The sequence below is a fragment of the Nocardia implantans genome (assembly GCF_035544775.1).
GTDB classification, from domain to species: domain Bacteria; phylum Actinomycetota; class Actinomycetes; order Mycobacteriales; family Mycobacteriaceae; genus Nocardia; species Nocardia implantans.
Genome location: NZ_JAYKYQ010000006.1, coordinates 297,522 through 314,373, shown reverse-complemented (window position 1 = coordinate 314,373; position 16,852 = coordinate 297,522). Strand labels below are relative to the sequence as shown.

General features: G+C 69.5%; 18 protein-coding genes. 16 read left to right on the top strand and 2 right to left on the bottom strand.

The window, feature by feature from the left end; translation table 11 throughout:
- Positions 1-48 precede the first annotated feature (48 nt).
- From U3653_RS16945 to U3653_RS16875, 15 genes are all read left to right on the top strand, one after another.
- Entirely contained in the window at positions 49-333 is a 285-nt protein-coding gene (locus U3653_RS16945; protein WP_195080393.1) for a hypothetical protein, read from the top strand.
- 29 nt (positions 334-362) lie between these two features.
- The gene (locus U3653_RS16940) at positions 363-854 is read left to right on the top strand and encodes a DUF6301 family protein (RefSeq protein ID WP_195080394.1); all 492 of its coding nucleotides are present in this window, start codon (positions 363-365) and stop codon (positions 852-854) included.
- The gene (locus U3653_RS16935; protein WP_195080395.1) at positions 851-1,294 is read left to right on the top strand and encodes a TY-Chap domain-containing protein; all 444 of its coding nucleotides are present in this window, start codon (positions 851-853) and stop codon (positions 1,292-1,294) included. The genes U3653_RS16940 and U3653_RS16935 overlap by 4 nt, the downstream gene beginning before the upstream one ends.
- A gap of 99 nt (positions 1,295-1,393) precedes the next feature.
- Complete coding sequence (locus tag U3653_RS16930; RefSeq protein ID WP_323124514.1) at positions 1,394-2,941, top strand: hypothetical protein; 1,548 nt, start codon at positions 1,394-1,396, stop codon at positions 2,939-2,941.
- Positions 2,942-3,404: 463 nt separating this feature from the next.
- The gene (locus U3653_RS16925; RefSeq protein WP_195080396.1) at positions 3,405-5,258 is read left to right on the top strand and encodes a hypothetical protein; all 1,854 of its coding nucleotides are present in this window, start codon (positions 3,405-3,407) and stop codon (positions 5,256-5,258) included.
- A complete protein-coding gene (locus U3653_RS16920; protein WP_195080397.1) occupies positions 5,255-6,028 on the top strand; it encodes an ESX secretion-associated protein EspG in 774 nt (257 codons plus the stop codon). Before U3653_RS16925 ends, U3653_RS16920 begins: the two co-directional genes overlap by 4 nt.
- Positions 6,029-6,070: 42 nt before the next feature.
- Positions 6,071-6,421 (top strand): hypothetical protein, encoded by a 351-nt coding sequence (locus U3653_RS16915; RefSeq protein WP_195080398.1) that lies wholly within the window; start codon positions 6,071-6,073, stop codon positions 6,419-6,421.
- A gap of 38 nt (positions 6,422-6,459) precedes the next feature.
- Positions 6,460-6,747 carry a YbaB/EbfC family nucleoid-associated protein gene (locus tag U3653_RS16910; protein ID WP_323124513.1) on the top strand — a complete coding sequence of 96 codons (288 nt, stop codon included), beginning with the start codon at positions 6,460-6,462 and terminating at the stop codon, positions 6,745-6,747.
- 99 nt (positions 6,748-6,846) lie between these two features.
- Complete coding sequence (locus U3653_RS16905) at positions 6,847-7,164, top strand: type VII secretion target (RefSeq protein ID WP_195080400.1); 318 nt, start codon at positions 6,847-6,849, stop codon at positions 7,162-7,164.
- Complete coding sequence (locus U3653_RS16900; protein WP_195080401.1) at positions 7,161-8,534, top strand: hypothetical protein; 1,374 nt, start codon at positions 7,161-7,163, stop codon at positions 8,532-8,534. The genes U3653_RS16905 and U3653_RS16900 overlap by 4 nt, the downstream gene beginning before the upstream one ends.
- Positions 8,535-8,566: 32 nt before the next feature.
- The gene (locus U3653_RS16895; RefSeq protein ID WP_323124512.1) at positions 8,567-8,908 is read left to right on the top strand and encodes a PE family protein; all 342 of its coding nucleotides are present in this window, start codon (positions 8,567-8,569) and stop codon (positions 8,906-8,908) included.
- 34 nt (positions 8,909-8,942) lie between these two features.
- Entirely contained in the window at positions 8,943-9,929 is a 987-nt protein-coding gene (locus tag U3653_RS16890) for a PPE domain-containing protein (protein WP_195080402.1), read from the top strand.
- Positions 9,926-10,717: an ESX secretion-associated protein EspG gene (locus U3653_RS16885; RefSeq protein ID WP_195080403.1), complete on the top strand. Its 792-nt coding sequence runs from the start codon at positions 9,926-9,928 to the stop codon at positions 10,715-10,717. The genes U3653_RS16890 and U3653_RS16885 overlap by 4 nt, the downstream gene beginning before the upstream one ends.
- A gap of 95 nt (positions 10,718-10,812) precedes the next feature.
- The gene (locus U3653_RS16880; protein WP_195080404.1) at positions 10,813-11,121 is read left to right on the top strand and encodes a WXG100 family type VII secretion target; all 309 of its coding nucleotides are present in this window, start codon (positions 10,813-10,815) and stop codon (positions 11,119-11,121) included.
- 59 nt (positions 11,122-11,180) lie between these two features.
- The gene (locus U3653_RS16875; protein ID WP_195080405.1) at positions 11,181-11,474 is read left to right on the top strand and encodes a WXG100 family type VII secretion target; all 294 of its coding nucleotides are present in this window, start codon (positions 11,181-11,183) and stop codon (positions 11,472-11,474) included.
- A 65-nt stretch (positions 11,475-11,539) separates the two neighbouring features.
- On the opposite strand, the gene eccE is transcribed toward U3653_RS16875, so the two are convergent.
- On the bottom strand, positions 11,540-13,324 hold the full coding sequence (gene eccE / locus U3653_RS16870) for a type VII secretion protein EccE (protein ID WP_323124511.1): 1,785 nt from the start codon (positions 13,322-13,324) through the stop codon (positions 11,540-11,542).
- 130 nt (positions 13,325-13,454) lie between these two features.
- Here eccE and eccB point away from each other — a divergent pair, with 130 nt between their 5' ends.
- Positions 13,455-14,963, top strand: a complete 1,509-nt coding sequence (eccB, locus tag U3653_RS16865; RefSeq protein WP_195080406.1) for a type VII secretion protein EccB — start codon at positions 13,455-13,457, stop codon at positions 14,961-14,963.
- A 36-nt stretch (positions 14,964-14,999) separates the two neighbouring features.
- Here the strand turns inward: eccB and eccA are convergent, their stop codons facing one another.
- The gene (gene eccA / locus U3653_RS16860; RefSeq protein ID WP_195080624.1) at positions 15,000-16,832 is read right to left on the bottom strand and encodes a type VII secretion AAA-ATPase EccA; all 1,833 of its coding nucleotides are present in this window, start codon (positions 16,830-16,832) and stop codon (positions 15,000-15,002) included.
- Positions 16,833-16,852: the final 20 nt, after the last annotated feature.

Below are 16,852 nucleotides of genomic sequence, written 5' to 3'. Positions count from 1 at the left end.
CCGCAAGCCGACGATGCGACAAGGTAACCATCGACGTGAGGAGCAATCATGCGGATCGACCATCCGACCGATGACGAACTGCGGGAGAATTTCGACGAGATGCTCCGCTCCGTGCTGACCGGCGGCGGCATCCGCACGGAGACCGGCCTCGACATGAAGACCGAGGACGCCCTGTGGGCGATCGCCCGAGCGTATCCCGAGGTGCCGGACGCGCTGGTCGACGCGGCCCGCTCGGCGTTCGCGGGCCAGCTCGACGGCTCCAACGCCCGCGAGCGCAAGGAGGCGCTGGCCCGCAAGATCGAGGAGATCAATCGTCGCCGGTCGGCCCGGTGAGCGCCGATGTCACGACCTAAGGTGGGCACATGACCGAGTGGCGCGCGTTGACCGACGGCGAGATCGTCGACCTGGCCACAGCCTTGCGGTCGCTCGACGATCCCCAGCCGATGGACGCGGTACCGCGGCTGGCCGAGACGTTCGGCTGGAAAGTACTGACCGCTCACCCGGACCGGGCGATGCTGGACGCCGGTTTCGGGATGGCCAGCGGCAAGATCCACGGCCGGGACGGCCTGATCGTGGACATCAAACTGCGCGTCACCGATTTCGCCCCGGACGACGCGGACGGAAGGGCCCGGTCGAGAGACGCGTTCGCGGCGATGGTCGCGGCGCTCACCGGCGCGCTCGGCGAACCGACCGCCAGGGTCCCCGGCGCCACCGCCGAGGTCCGGTGGGCGGGTCCGGAAACCACGCTGGTGGTGGCGGACCTGGGCCGCTCGGTCCAGCTGTCCCGCACCGCCAATTCCTGGCTCGAACTGCACGATCAGGCCATCGAGCTGGAGGGGCAGGAGCAGAGTTGACCGGGTGGGGAGATTTCGCCGCCGGTTTGGCCGCGGAACTGGCCGCGCTGCGCGCCGGTTCCATTGTGAAGCTGGTGGAGTCCGATGCCGGACCGCGACGGCGATACGCCCAGTTCCTCCAGCTCGACGATGCGCTGTCGGCCGAACTGGTCGACGACGAGTGGCTCGACCCCGCCTTGCAAGCGGGCGCCGAGCGACGCGCGCTGATCGCCGAATCGGGTTGGCACGAACGCGATGCGAGCCACAGCAATTGGTGGATCGAGCTCGCTTGGCCGAGTCCGACCACCGAATACCGGCGGCTGGCCGACATGGTCGTCACCGGGTTGCGCGACGGGTTCGGCATCGCCGCCCCCACCGCCTTGGCCTATGCGGCGTGGAACGAACGTTCGGCGAACCGCAAGCTGGACCTGCCGCTGCTGGGCCTGCGGCAGGAACCGTGACGAGCGCCGCGTGCGAACCGGCGCCGTGCGAATGAACGACAACAGGCATCGTGGCGTGCACGCCCGCTCCGATGCGGTGGACGAGGGGATTTCCACGACGTGACCAGATCAGGCGGCCCGGCCACCGGCGACGAACGAGGTGTCGCCGAGACACCGACCGGCAGCGCGGCGCACGGGGCCGAAGCGGCAGCTCAGCAGCCAGCGCAGGAGCCCGATGTCGGCTTCACCTTGTCCGAAGCGGCGCCGGTCGAGGATGTCGCCGAGCGCGCCAAGACGCTCATGCACCAGGTCGCCCGCGAGCTCGCCGCGGGCGGCCCGGCGGGCTGGCAGCGGGTCGACGCGGTGTTCGCGCTGACGGTGGCCGCGGAGATCGCGCTGGCCGTCTACTCCGACGATCAGGAGCGCACCGCACGGGTGACTCCCGATCCCGAGGTCGTGGCGCTGGTCCGGGAGCATCGGCAGCTGGCGGCGGGGCTCGAGGACGGACCGTGGTGGCGTTTGCTCTTCACGCTGACCAGCGATGGCCGGATGGAGGTCGACTACGACTACGGCGACGAGCCGTTCCCGGACGACCAGCTGTTCCCGCCGGAGGTCTACCTCGCGGATCTGGCGGCTTTTCCACGGGATTCGCTGCCGGTCTGGCTCGGCGCCTACCTCGGACACGGTGATCGTCAGGCGCGGCCGCCGCGGGTGGCGGCGGCACAGGCGCGGGCGGACCGAGAGGCGGGCGTGCGCGCCGTCGCGTCCGAGGACGAGTTGCCGCCGTTCCCGCTCATGGCCGCCCGCTGGGCCGTGCTCGCCGCGGCGTTCGTCGCGGCCGAATCACCCTGGGGACCACGGTTGTTGCCCTCCGTGAGCTGGTTCGAGGGAGCCAAGCGAAGCGGTTGTTCGCTGTACTCGCTGCCGGGCGGGCGTGCCGTGCTCTCCGGCGGGGTGTGGAACGCCCCGGAACTGGCCGCGGCCTACAACGACGGCGTCCGGCTGCCCGACCTGTACGCGGGCGCGCCGGAATGGGTGGCGGGGCAGGTGCTGAACCACCGCTGCACCAGCGGTCTGCTGACGTTCTGCTACTGGTGGGAGAACGGCCGCTGGTACCGCGGTGAGTCACCGGCGCCGGCCCGGTTCGCCGAGGCGATGCCGGGCGTGTGGAGTTCGGAGACCGTCGTGGACATCGTCGGCGGCCTGCTCGGCGACGACGCGAACGAGCGGCGCGCGGCCGTCGGCGCGCTGGTGTCCGCGGCGGAAACCGGTGGCGTCACGCGGGACGCGCTCGCCGGTGTCTTCGACGACGAACGATTCGACGTGGACGGCGCCTTCTTCCAGCTCACCATGGCCGGGGTGACCATGACCGCGCCGGAGCCGATGTCGCGGGCGGACGCGCTCGCCCGGGTGGAGCGGTTCCTCCGGGACAGCGGCGCCGACCTCGCGAACTATCCGCTGGACGACCTGCGCGCCGACCGGATCAGCGTCGGCTGGATGGTGTACCTCCCGGTCGAGCCGGGTGAGATCGCGATCGGCCGGGCGATCTACTACGTCGCCGACGACGGTGTGCTGGAACGGTCTTCGTCCTCGGTGGCGCCGTCGGTCTACCAAGCGGAGTTCGAGCGGCGGTTCCGGGACCGGCACGGCCCGGTCGGCGCGTCCTGACCTCCGCTTTCCTGCTGTGCCGCAGCGTAATCCGGCTGGCTCGGGGCGTGGCGGGAGCCACCGGGATTCGGGGCTGTACATGCGCAGGCAACCCGACTCACCATAGAATCGTTGGTGCGTCGTAAGACAATATTCGGCTTGCCGTAAGAACCGGCTGCCAGATTGACCTGTGGCGCACAGCCTTCGCGGCACGCCAGCGATGAGGAGGGTCGTCAGCGTATGAGTTGCCGGGCGCAGGAGCGTGATCCCGTACGCGGGGGCGAACGGGTCACCGCGCCGTGGCGCGCTCATCGTCGACGCCCACGTCGGGGAGGTATGCAGTTGTGCGGGTCGGAGTCATGGGCTCCGGGATCGGACTGCGGCATCGTATCTCGCCTGGCCGCATGTGCTCACTCGGCGCTCTTCCCAGCGGTGACAACACCGGCGGCGAGCTTCCGAATCGGAGGGACGGAAGGAGCGTGGCATGTCTGAGCAGCCGAATCCATGGAGCGGCCTGTCGCGCGAGGCGCAGAACGGCACCTTGGAGCTGCGCCCGGGAGCGCTCGAAGCTCTGATCAACGCGGCGAACGGCGTCCGCGTCCGCATCGCGTCGGTCAAGAAGGAACTGTCGAAGATCGATTCCCTTCCGCCGTTCGCCGATCTGTTGCTCTCGGCCGAGGCGCTCGCCTCCCGCTTCTCGGAAAAGGGAAAAGAGCTGGGCAGCATTCTGGACGACCACATCACCATCCTCGATGATCTGACCGATACTTTCTTCGCGGCGGCCAGGCACTACCGGGGTACCGAGGAGGACAACCGGGTCGATTTCGCCACGCTCGAGCGCCGAGTGAGTGAACACAAAGGGATCACCGAAAATCTCTCGAAGCGTCGGGATCCGGCCGGTTTGACCACGGCGGGCGACGGCAGCGGCAACACTTACGCGCATCCGGACTGGAACGAGGTCGGCAAACGCAAGCCCGAGGAAAACCACGGATTGCCGGCCGGTCTGGCCGACCCCGGCGAGGTGAAATTCGAGCCCCGGGGTGTGCATGCGGATGACCCGGAGAACTTCACCTATTCCCAGTACCAGACGATCATTTCCTCGATCACCGGCGGCAGTCCGAGTATGCCGATCAAGGTCGCGCAAGCCGCGTCGGATTGGCGGTGGCTGGCCGGGGAATTGAAGGAAACGTTCGACATCCTCACCAATCAGATGACGACCAGCAGGGCGAGCTGGACCAGTCCGAACAACAATGGGGGCGCCGACCGGGCCCGCCAAGCGATCACCGCCTATGGCACCGGAACCGATCAGCTGAATACGAATATGAAGCTCATCGGCGACAGCCTGGAATACGTGTCGGAATGGCTGTACACCACCGGAGTGCTGCTCCAGCAGGGTGACGACTATCCGCCCGCACGAACTACGGGCGAGACCGACGAGGCCTACCGGCAGCGGAAGGAAGAAGCCGCGGTTCGCAATTACGTGCGAGCGATGCAAGCGGCATATGTTCCCGGCGTAGAGGAGACCGACAAGGTCATCGCGGTGCTGCCGGATCCCATTCCGCCGACCACCGGCCAGGTGCCGGGACCAGGGCCTGGCCCCGGCGGTCCCGGACCGGGCGCCGCGCCGGGGCCGGGAACCAGCCCTGCGCAATTACGGGCGATGCAGAACGCCCAGCGGCAGGCCGAACAGCAGCGCAAAGCGTTGGAAGACGCACAGCGTCAGGCGCAACTGGACGCCCAGCGTCGCGCCGCTGAACAGCAGCAACAGCAACAGCGCCAGCAGCAACAGCAGCAACAGCAGGCCGCGCAGCAAGCCGCCCAGCAGGCCGCGCAGCAGCTGGCGCAACAGGCGCAGCAGGCCGCTCAGCAGATCGCGCAACAGGCGCAGCAGATCGGTCAGCAGGCGGCAAGCGCCGCGCAACAGGCGGCCCAGCAAGCCGCGCAGCAGGCCGCGCTGGCCGGCTTGCCCGGGATGCCGAATCTGTCCGACGCGACGAAGAAACTCGAGTCGGCGCTGGCGAAGGGCGCGGGCGGCCCCGGTGGTTCGGGCGGTCCCGGCGCACCGAAATCGGCGGCGAACCAGAACTTGGAGAAGGCGTCGAAGTTGTTCCCGCGGGCAGCGTCGAACGCCGTCACCGCGGCCGCCACCGGGCGCGCCGGTCTCGCGGCGGGCCAGGGCATGATGGGCGGCCCCGGCATGCCGATGGGCGGCCCCGGCGCCGCCCAGGGCGGACAGCAGAAGGAGCACAAGCGCGCCGACTATCTCGATTCCACCGAGCATCTGGAAGAGGCGCTGGGTGAGGCGCCCGTGGTAGCGAAACCGGTTGTCGAGCAATGAACGACACGTGGGAGTTCTCCGGTCTCGAATTCGCCGCGGCCTGGCACGCGGCGAAGGAGAGCCTGCCCGACCCGTTCTTCTACCTCAGCGGCACGACCTACTACGACGACGCGCGCAGGCAGAAAGACGAAGCGTGGCAGCGCATCCGAACCCGATGGGGCCGTGCGCTGGACGAGTTGATGGACGTGCTCATGGTTCCCGACATCCGGCTGGTGATCCGTGGGATCGACGGCAAGGACGCGCGGAATCCGAAGGGTTCGATCCGCATGCTCGCCAGCCGGAAGGGCGACCGGGCGTTCCTGGTGACTCAGAAACCGGGAGCGGAACGGCCGACCGGGGGATTCACCGTCGCCGAACACGACGCGCTGTCGCTCGGCCACGCCGTGGCGGCCGCGCTGCCGAAGGTCGATGCCGGGCGCGGGCGCGCCTTCGATCTCATCGAGCCCGACGGCGACGGCCTCGACCACTCCTATGGCCGATCCCTGGTGCACGACGTCGAAGACCGCGCGGCGAGCCGCAGCGAGTCCTTCGATCGCGCGCCCGCCGCCACGGTGGGCACCATCGTGGTGGAGCAGGGGCATTCGCGCTTCGGTCCGCGCGGTATCGCCCGAGTGGATCTGGCCTGGCGCGATCTGGTCGACGACGGGCGCTATGCGATCGTGCCGGGCAATCCGCCGACGGTCGTCGCGGCGGACGTGCGGCGGCTGACCGAATTGATCAACGCGCGGATCGCCGAAGTAGTCCAAACCATCAAAGACGAGCGGATGTGATCGACGTATGCGCGATGCCATTTCGACCGGAGGAGGTATCGGATGATCACGCCGGGCCCGATCGAAGAATTCCCGACGGAATTCGTGGCCACATCGCTCACCGGCTCGATTTCCGTGCGCACCACCGAAACGGGTCTGCCGCTGGGGATCAAGGTCGACGCCGATCAACTGCGCCGCGACCCGGAAGCACTGGCGGGCGAGGTGCTGCGATTGTGCAGACAGGCGGCGAACCGCGCGGGTCTGGCGCGGCGGGCGCAATTGCGGCAACTGGGATTCACCGCGGAGATGCTGGCGCTGACCGGACTGCCCACCGAACAGCAGGTGGCGACGCAGGAGCTCATCGACGAGCAGGAGTACGACACCGAACCGCAGAGCTGGCTGCGATCGGTCTGAGCGGCAGTGGAATTCGTGAGGTCGGCATGGTCGAAACAATGGACGAGCTCATCGCTCGGGTGCGCAATCAGCTCTACCGGCTCACCGATCTCCATGACGCCGTGAACGGGATCCGGGTAGCCGAGACATCGCCCGACGGCGCGGTGACCGCGGAAGTGGACGGTAACGCCGCGTTGGTCGGACTGAGCTTTTCCGCCGCGGCGTCGAAACTTTCGCCGGAGGAGTTCGAGAAAACGGTCGTCGATACCGCGCGAGCGGCCGCGCACAAGGCTTTTGCGCAACGCGGCGCGCTTATCACCGCATTCAATGAGGAGGCCACCGGGTAGTCACCGGATGTTAACCACTATGGGATCGCGATAAGCGGTCCGCGCTGGGTAGAGTTGAATACGAAACGTCGGGGGATGTTTCGGGATTGGACGATGATCATGAGTCACATTGAAGTAGTCCCGGATGCGCTGCGTGTGTACGGAAGCGAATCGGCGGCCATGGCCGCCGGAGTGGGAGCGATCGCCGCGACCGACCAAGCCGCGACGGTCGCCGCGGTGGTCCCGGTGTTCGGCCTGATCGGCCAGGAGTTCCTTGTCTCGTACGCCTTCGCCCAGGCCAATCACCTGTCGTCGGTGGCGCAGCTCGCCGCCGTGCACGCGGGCACCGCGCTGACGGCACATCAGGCCGCCGCCACCTACGAGGGCACGGACACCGCCTCGGGCGCGGCCATCGGAGCGATCCGCGCGCGGTCATGACCACGCCGGGAGCCGTTCCGCCGCCTGGCGCCGATCCGCTGGATCCCACGGTCCTGGAATTGCTGCGGGGCAGCGCTCTCGCGCCCATGCTCGACCTGCCGGTGAACGATGTCCTGCGCAGCATGGGATTACCGAATCTGCCGGAGCTGCCCGCCTTCGTGCACCTGCCGGAGCTGCCGCCGCTGCCGACGATCGATCTGGGCGCGCTCATGCGCCCGCTGACCGATCTCGCCTCCGCGTTCGGCACCGGTCAGCTCGCCGCGCCCGCGCCGGCGCAGGCCGGTGCTCCCGCCGCGGGGCAGGCTCCCCCGGTGGACCCGACTCAGTTGTTGCAGAACGTGTCCACCGTGATGCAGACGGTGATGCAGGTCGGTTCCTCCCTGGTGCAGACCCTGATGTCGGTATGGCAGGGCATGGCCGCGATGGAGGCCGCGAAGAAGGCCGGCGAGGCGCAGACCGACGCGGGTGAGCTGGCGGCGCAGAGCACGCAGGAGAAGGCGGTGCTCGGCAACGCGGCGGGCAGCGTCTTCACCGGCGCCGGCTTGATGGCGGCGGTGCTGGCGAAGTTCTCCACCACCATGGCCTTCGCGCCCCTGCTGGCGGCCTCGCCGGGGGGACAGGGCTTCCTGGTCGCCTCCGCGATCGAGGCGACCACCGAGGCGCTGGCGATCACGGCCAAGACGAAAGCCGAGCTGGTCGGTCACAGCGCGAGCATGACGCAGGCAGGTCAGAAGGTCCCGATCACGAACGCGCCTACGGGCGTGAAGTCGGCCGAACAGCTCACCCAGTTGATGAGCATGATCACGCCGCTGATCAGCACGGCCGGTCAGGTGGCGCAGTCGCTCGGACAGTTGGCGGCGGCCAATCCTTCGCTGCTGGCGCCGAAATCGATCAGCGCGCCCGGCGCGCACGAAGCCGAGGACGCACCCGGGGAGGGCAAGGAAGGCGAGCACGCCGGTGGCGCGGGCGGTGCCGGTGGCATCGGCGGTGGCTTCCCCGGCGCGATCGCCGCGGCCGCCGCACCGCTGAACCCGTGGCCGGGGACCCGCGTGGCCGGTGGATCGCTCGGCAACATCGGCGCCGCCACCGCCGCCGGTACCGGAGCGGGAACGTCGTCCGCCACCGTCGCGGGAACCACCGCGGCGGGGACCGGAACCGGGACGGGATATGTGCCGATGGGCGGTGCGGGCATGGCAAGCGCGGGCCTGGCCCGCGACGGCGAATCGACCACCGACGCGCTGCGCGGCCAGATGGTCACCGGCCAGCACGGCGACGAAGTGGTCGGCCGGATCGAAGGGGTCTCGCTGCCGGTGGTCGGCGCGGCCGACACGACATCGGAACCACCGCCGGACAAGGAACTCACGCTCTGACGCGAGTGCCGAGCAGTACACAGGAGGGTCTTATGAGTGACGGGCGGGGTCAGATGTACGACAGCGTGCGTTTCGACTCGGTCACGGCGGCCAAGGCGTCATCCGGGCTGGACGCGCTGGCCGACCGGTTGGCGTCGGATCTGCGCGCCACCGAGGAGGCGCTGACCGTCGTGCCCGCCGGGGCCGACGAGGTCTCCGGCCGAGCCGCGCGGACCGCGAACGACGTCGCGTCGTCGTATCTGGCCGGCGCGCAGGCGGGCGTGCACGAACTGCGCAAGCTGGCGGCCACCTTGCGGCTGCAGTCGAACCGGTTCGACGGCATGGAATCGGCGAATACGGCGGATTTCGACACCACGGGCGGCCGGTCGGCCTGACCGTCGTCGCGCAACCGAAAGGTCCTCCGCAGCAATGATCGAACCACCGCAGCCAGGTTTCACCGGCGTGGTGTGGACCGCGCGCCCGCCCGAGCGGCTCGCGCGCGATCTCACCACCGGGCCGGGCGCCGTGCCGATGGCCGAAGCCGTCGCCGCGTGGTCGCGCCTGGCCGCGTCGTTCGGCGCCGCTGTGGCCGAGTACGAGAAGGTTCTCGCGGACGTGCGCGGAGCCTGGCAGTCGGGGCGCAGCGACGAGGTGCTGCGACAGATCTCGACGCTGCGGGACTGGCTGGTCGACGCCGCCGCCGCTGCGGCGGCCAACGCCGCGCGATTCCAGGCCCAGGTCACCGCTTACGAGATCGCCCGGTTGGCCATGCCCGATACCGCCGACCTGGAAAACCTGCAGCAGCTACAGCGGATGCTGGAGTCGATGGGCGGGATGCTCGGTGGGCCGATCCGCGCGATCGCCGCCGAGACGGATGCCGACCAGGACGCGGCGAAGGCCGTGGCCTCGCGGGTCATGCGGAACTACGAGCTGGCCACCGAGCCGCTGGCCCTGCCGTGGCAGCACCAGGAGCCGCCCGTGGTGGCGCCGGAGCAGGCGCTGGCCGCCGAACAGGCCGAGGCGGCACAGTCGGCCGCGGTGCCGCGCGGTGCCGCGCCGATCGGTGCGCTGCCGATCGGGACGGCGCCCATCCCGGCGATGCCGCGAGTGCGCACCGCCTATCAGGCGCCGGTGTACGCGCAGTCGGCCACAGCCGCCGACGTCGTTCCGCGCACGACGCAGGCCACCACGGTGAACACGGGCGGCCAACCGGCTCCGCTCGTTCCAGGGGCATTGGGGCAGGCCGGGTCCGCACCGGATGCGGCGCGATTCCCGCGCGCCAGCCTGCCGACGGAGACCAGCGATCAGATCGGTTTCGAGGGCGGCATCCAGGCCGCGCCCGCGGTGCTCGGCGGCGCCGAACCCGCGGCTGTCGCGCAGACGGAGACCAGTCCAGAGCCGGGAGGTGCGCCGTGACGTCACTGACGAACGACGCGCTGCTCGTCGTCGCCGAGCGGCTCGGTGTGCAGACCTTGCCGCTGGTGCTTTCGGTGGCGCCGCAACAGGACTCGATCGAGGAATATCGCGCCGCACGGGAGCGCGCGCTGTCCGGCCTGGTCGGCGCGGGCCTGCTCGACGCAGAAGGCGAAGTCGAATCCGGCCTGGCCGCAGCTCTGTTGGTGCTGGCGCAGCCGGATCGCGAGCTCGTCGCCCGTGTCTACGCCGAGGACGGCGCCCGCCGCTTCTGCCTGGCGCGCCGGGGCGAGCAGCACGCGCTCGCCGTGCGCTCGGGCGACAGCTTCGAGGTGCGATCCCTCTGGGCCGACGGCTCGGACGCGTCACTGGCTCGCCCACTGCTGGCCGCGCTCGGACCGTGCGAACCCGCGCAGATCACCGGATTCAGCGCACCCGCTGGCGAACTGGCCGACCGGATGGACGCGGCCGAAGGCTCCGGTGATTTCGCCGACGCGGTGTACGCCCTCGGCGTCGGTGAGCGTGACGCCGCCGTGCTCGGACTCGCCTTCGGCTCCTGCCGTGCCTACGCCGAGATCGTGGCCTACGCCCATCAGGACGGGCTGACCAGCAGGGCGCCCGGCGCGGTGGTGGTGTACGACACCGGCCGCGGCCGCATCGTCGTCGCCCCCATGGTCGCGCCGGATCAGCAGATCTGGTCGACGGTCACGACGGGCACCGACCACCGGGTGACTCAGGCGGTCGCCACATTGCTGGAAGGGCTGCCCGGGGGGAGGTGGCTGCCTCAGTAGCTGTCGAGTCGCAAGAAAACTCGGTTGCCACATTGCTCGGTGAGATCGTCCGGATCTCCGCACCAACAACACTTCTGACGGAAGGACCACACGAAATGGCTTACACAACTCTCGGCGACGGCTCGGGGAACACCTACGGTGTCGAAGAGGGCGGCATCGACAGCGTTGTCAGCCGCATGGAGGACTCGATCTCGACGCTGCGCACCTCGATCAACCAGATCGACGAGTCGGTGCAGGCCGTCGCGCGCGGCTGGCAGGGTGACGCCCACCGCGAGTTCAACACCGCCGCCGCCGAATGGCACGACGAGGTCACCGCGCTCAACGGCAAGCTCGACCGGCTCTCGCAGGCCGTGACCTCCGGCAAGAACACCATCGTCGGCTCCGACCAGGCGGGTCTGGCCTGACCGCTGGACGGTGCTGCCGTCCGGCCGGATCCCAATCTCTCAGCAGAAGGAAGACAACAATGACCATCAAGTACAACTCCCCGGCCATCACCGAGATGGTCAGTGACCTCAACCAGTACGGCTCCAACATGAAGGCGCAGATCGACGAGCTCAACGGCGCCGCGGCGTCGTTCCGGGAGAACCTGCAGGGTGAGCAGGCGGTCGCGAACTTCAACAAGGCGCACAACGACCTGACCACCGAGCTGGAGGACACGCTGCAGAAGCTGGACAACCTCGGCGTCAAGGTCGAGAACGCGCTGAACCGCGCGATCGAGGCCGACGGCAAGGTCGGCGACGGTTTCGCCTCCTTCTGAGCGCGCGAAGCGCCGAACGGCGGCCGGCTGGAACGGTAAGGGTTCCAGCCGGCCGCTTCGTGCGGTCAGCGGGCCGCGAGCGACTCGCCGATGTAGTGCATCTCGTCCGGTGTGGTGACCATCAGTACGGTCGCGCTGCGCGCGGCGGTGCGCACCGTGATCCGGTTCGGCGCCTGCGGATCCTGCACCAGCGTGACGTCGGCGTCGACCGACCTGCCGGGATCGTCCGGCCGCCGCACGTGCACGATCGTCGCGCCGCCCGCGTGCGCGATCGGCGGGAGACCGTCGAACACCAGCACCGTCGTGCTCGGATAGGGAGCGGCGGGCGTCGGCGGGGGAGCGGGCGGGTGGTAGCTGGCGCCCGCGGCCCGCGGAGCGATCGAGAGGACCTGCGGCGCACCGAGATTCGCCACCATGGTGTGCCATGCCTCGGGCCGGGCGGTGTGCACGATGGCATGGGCGCCCAGCGCGGTGGCGCGCAGGATCACCTGCTGAGCCAGATCCAGATTGCCGATCACTTCCAGGTGCCTGGTGCCCTCGCCGATCAGCGGCACCGCGATGCCCTGCCCGCGCTCGTCGGCGCCGATGAGCTGGCCGCAGCCCGCTGTCGGCACCGCGAACTCGGCCAGCGCGGCCAGGGTGCCGCGATAGGCGATGTCGCTGCCCCAGCGGCCCGCGTAGCCGATGGGCAGGGTGTCCAACAGGATTCGCAGCTGGTTGCCGATCAGCTCGCGCAATCCGGGCAGCGGTGGTTCCTCGGGCGGCGCGACGGTGTCGAAGCGGACGACGGCGTTGAGCACCACGGTGTCGGCGAAATCGGTGTGCCGGTCGTGGCGGCCCGTTCCCGGCCGCAGGCGCAACGTCACCGTGGTGGACAAGCTGGGCACCGCCCAGATGCCGGCCAGTCCGCGCGGGCCGATCATGTCGGCCGCGATCTGGTACTGGGTGAGGTAACGGCCTTGGTACTCCAGCGTTTTCGGTGACTCGGCGAGCTGGTCGACATCGAAGCCGTGGGTGAGTTGACGCACCGCGGCGTTCATCTCGGTGGCGGTCAGCACGGAAACGGCGATGTCGTGCGCGGCCAGCCGGTTGGCGACCCGGCGGGTGGCGATGATCGCGGTGCGCAGCGCGCCGCTGCCACCGCCGCCGCGCTTGTCCACCGCCTCGGCGTTGGCCAGCGGATCCATCCGCAGCACCAGCCAGCAGGTGCGGTGCGCGATGGCGGGCAGCGGGCCGAGGATGCGGTCGTAGAGTTGCGCGGCCACGCCGGTGCCCGCGGTGCGCGCGCCGGTGCTCACCACGTCGATGCCCGCCAGGGTCAGATCGAATTGATCGAGGCAGCGGGCGATCTCGGGCAGCGGAAGCAGTTGATCGGTGCTGAGCGAGCCACGATCCAGCAGCGTCAGCGTGTCCGGCGGCGGATCGATCCTGAGCATGGTGAGCAGCAGGTCGCCGTCCCAGCGCACCCCGTAGGCGCCGCCCTCGGCCAGCGGCACGTCGAGCGCGGGCGCCTGCGACAGGCGTTCGGCCGGGCGCAATCCCGGGCGCCTGCGTGCGATCGCGCTACCGATGCGCTCGGCCGGCGTGTGTCCACCGACCGGCACCAGACCGGCCAGCGCGACCACCGCGCCCGCGGCGATCGCGCCCCGGATCGAATCGCCGACGGCGAGAACGATCCACGCGACGGCGGCGGCCGATATCGACACTGGCACGACCACGCGCAGCGGAAAAATGCGAAACAACCAGAATTCCGGATCGCGCAGTGTGTCGTAGTCCGATCGGCGTTGATTTCTCGGCGGCGCATCCATTATTTCACTATTGGTTGCCTCGCCGTTCATCGTTTCGTTCACCGTTGTTCGTCCCCGCTTCGTTTCGTGACGGCCGCCGTCGATCGGGTCGTGATTCCATCGGTTCAGGGCCGTCGGTGAATTACGGTACCGTGTCGAAGAGAATGGTGATCGATAGCTCGATGGAGACCATGTGCCGGCACAGCTGACCACCCGCGCTCAGGTCAACGGATACCGATTCCTGTTGCGCAGGCTCGATCACGCGCTGGTCCGCCGCGACGTGCGCATGTTGCACGATCCGATGCGTTCGCAGATCCGCTCCTTGCTCGTCGGCGCGGTGCTCGGTGTGCTCGTGGTGGCGGGCGCCGCGATCCTGGCCTTCCTGCGTCCGCAGGGCGCGATCGGCGACGCCGTGATCGTCTCGGGAAAGCAGAGCGGCGCGTTGTACGTGGTGGTGCAGGGCCAGGACGGCGGCAAGACGCTGCATCCGGTGCTGAATCTGGCGTCGGCGCGGTTGATCACGGGCGCCGACGCGGAGCCGCACGCGGTGAAGGACGACAAGCTCAACGATCTGCCGCGCGGGCCGCTGCTCGGCATTCCGGGAGCGCCGAGCGCGCTGCCCGGCTCCGCGCAGGGCAGCAAGTCGGAGTGGTCGCTGTGCGAGACCATCGCGCTGTCCGAAGGCGGTAGCGCCGCCTCGTCCTCCGGCGGCACGACGACGGTGATCGCGGGCCACCCCGCGCTCGCGGACCGGATCCGGACCGCGAATCACGACGAGGCCCTGCTCGTGCGGCGCGACAACAAGACCTACCTGGTCTACGACGGCAAGCGCGCCGAGGTGGACCCGGCCAACTCGGTGATGGCCAGGGCGCTGGACCTGCGCGCCCAGCGGCCGCGTCCGGTCGGCACCGGTCTGCTCGGCGCGACGACGCAGGTGCCGGCGCTGACGCCGCCGCAGATCCCACGGGCTGGCGAGCGCGGGCCGGGCCCGCTGTCGGAGATCCCGGTGGGCGGCGTCATCTCGGTGTCCGGCGTGGGCCCCGACGGCGGTTCCGCGCTGTATGTCGTGCTCGCCGACGGTTTGCAGCCGATATCGCCGTTCACCGCGCAGGTGATCAGGTACGCCGACTCGCACGGCATGCGCGAGATCGCGACCATGCCGCCCGACGTGCTGGACCGGGTTCCGGTGGTCCGGCAATTGCCGGTCGACGACTTCCCGGTGCGCACCCCGCGAATCCTGCCCGCCGAGGACGCGCCCGTGGCCTGCGTGGCCTGGGCGAAGTCGCCGGGCGCCGCTCCAGGGCCGAGCGAGGACAACGCGGGCGACGGCCCCGGTGAGCGAGCCGCGGTCAGCCTGCTGGTCGGCACTCGCCTGCCGATCGCGGAGTCCGCGAAACCCGTCGAGGTGTCCACCTCCGACGGCGTCGGCGACCGGGTCGACGCGGCCTACATCCCCCCGGGCTCAGGGGAATTCGTGCAGGTTACCGGGATGGAGCCGGGCAGCCCGCGCCGCGACAGCCTGTTCTACGTCGCCGACACCGGCGTCCGCTACGGCATTCCGGACGCGGCCACCGCGAACGTGCTCGGACTCGGCGGCTCTGCGCGCCTCGCGCCGTGGGCGATCATCGGCCAGCTGGTCCCCGGTCCCACGCTGTCGGCGCGCGAAGCGCTGGTCAGCCACGATTCGCTGCCCACGAAATGAGCCGCGGCGGACCGGTCGCGCGGTCCGCCCTCGGACTCAGTCCGTCCAGCCGACGTTCAGCGAGGTGAGCAAGCCGGCCAAGGCCAGCTCCATGTCCGACGCCTCGATGCGGCGCAGCACCGCCTCATCGATGTCGGTCAGGTCCAGCGATTCGTCGTTGGCCAGGCGGTATTCGCGCTCCTCCTCGGCCGCCTCGATCACGTTGCGGACGAACCGTCCGTTGCCCGCGAGATCGACGCCGCGGCGCGGCTGACCGCTCTGGTCGGTGCTCTGCATCGCGTACAGGCGTTCGCAGGCCCGGACCAGCTGCTCGAGCGCTCCTTCGGACAGGTCGGAATCGCGTTTGCGGGCGATCACCTGGCCGATCTGCCCCAGCTCGTCGGGCGTGTAGGACGGGAATTGCAAGCGCTTCGAAAAACGGGAGGCCAGGCCGTCGTTGGCGGCGAGCAACCGATCGATCTCGCCGTCGTAGCCGGCGATGATCACCACGAGGCGATCACGGTCGTTCTCCATGCGCGCCAGCAGCGTGTCCACCGCTTCACGGCCGAACGCGTCGCCGCCTTGCAGGCCGGTCTGGATCAGCGTGTACGCCTCGTCGATGAACAGCACACCGTCCATCGCGGTGTCGATCAGCTTCTCGGTCTTGATCGCGGTGCCGCCAAGATTCTGGCTGACGAAGTCGACGCGCTTGGCCTCGACCACCTTGTCGGTCTTCAACAGGCCGACGCCGCAATAGATCTTCGCGACCACCCTGGCGATGGTGGTCTTACCGGTGCCGGGCGGCCCGGTGAAGGCCAGGTGCTGGCCGCGCGGCTGGCTCGCCAAGCCCTTCTCGGCCCGGATCTTCGCCAGCTGCGCCGACGACTGCAGCTTCGCCACCTGGGTTTTCACCGAGGCGAGACCGATCTGCGAGTCCAGTTCGGCACGGGCCTCGACCAGGATCTTCTTCGCCCGGTCCTGGCTCTCGGCCTGCGCCATCTGCTCCATCGACGGCGAGGACGCCGGGTCCCACTTGTCGGTCCGCGCGTCGATCACCTCGCGGCTGGTGACGGTGATCCGATAGGTGCGGTCGCGCATCGCGGCCGCGTTCGCCTCGAAATCCGGCGCCTGCGAGTACACCTTCTCGAACAGGGCTTGGGCTTCGTCCTCGTTGCCCGACTCCCGCAGGCACAAGCCGCGACAGAACATCGCGGTCGACCGGGCCGCCGGGATCGGGCCCGCCTCGGCCTGCTGCATCCGCCGGATGGCCTCGCCGAACAAGCCGAGCTGGGCACACGCGGTGCCGACCATCACGTGCGCGCCCGCCGCCAGGTACGGATCCTCCCACTCCGCCGATCCCGCCAGCACCGCCATCACATCGGGCCAGCGCTGAGTGTTGTAGTGCAGCACGCCACGGACATACGCGCAGATGCGGTCGTCGATCTCGCCCTCGGGGTTGCTCAGTTGCCCGCGGCGGAACGTGTCGAGCTCGTCGAGCACTCGCTCGGCCTCGTCGTACTCCTTGTCGGCGATCAGATGCGCCGCCCAGGCCAGCGTGATCTCGGTGTGGTTGGCCAGCGGATAGTCGATGTACAGACCGGGAAGGAACCGGCCCGCGAGTTCGCGCGGACGCAACCCGAGCCTGCGCTGCTCGCGGTAGAGCGTGCTCGCGCTGGTCTTGTACAGGTTGAACAGAACGTCCTTGGTGAGCTCGCCCGCGGCGGCGCGGCCGAGCCACGCGTCGCACATCGTGGGATCCCACTCCGTGGCGCGCTGAAAAGCCAGTTTCGCGTAGTCGAGATCACGTGCGGATTCTTGCCCCTCGATGGACAATCCGAGCGACAGGATTCCGGCATCGAATGCGCGTTGTGCTTGGCGGTTGCCGGTCATTGCTGTCGAACCCCGAAATC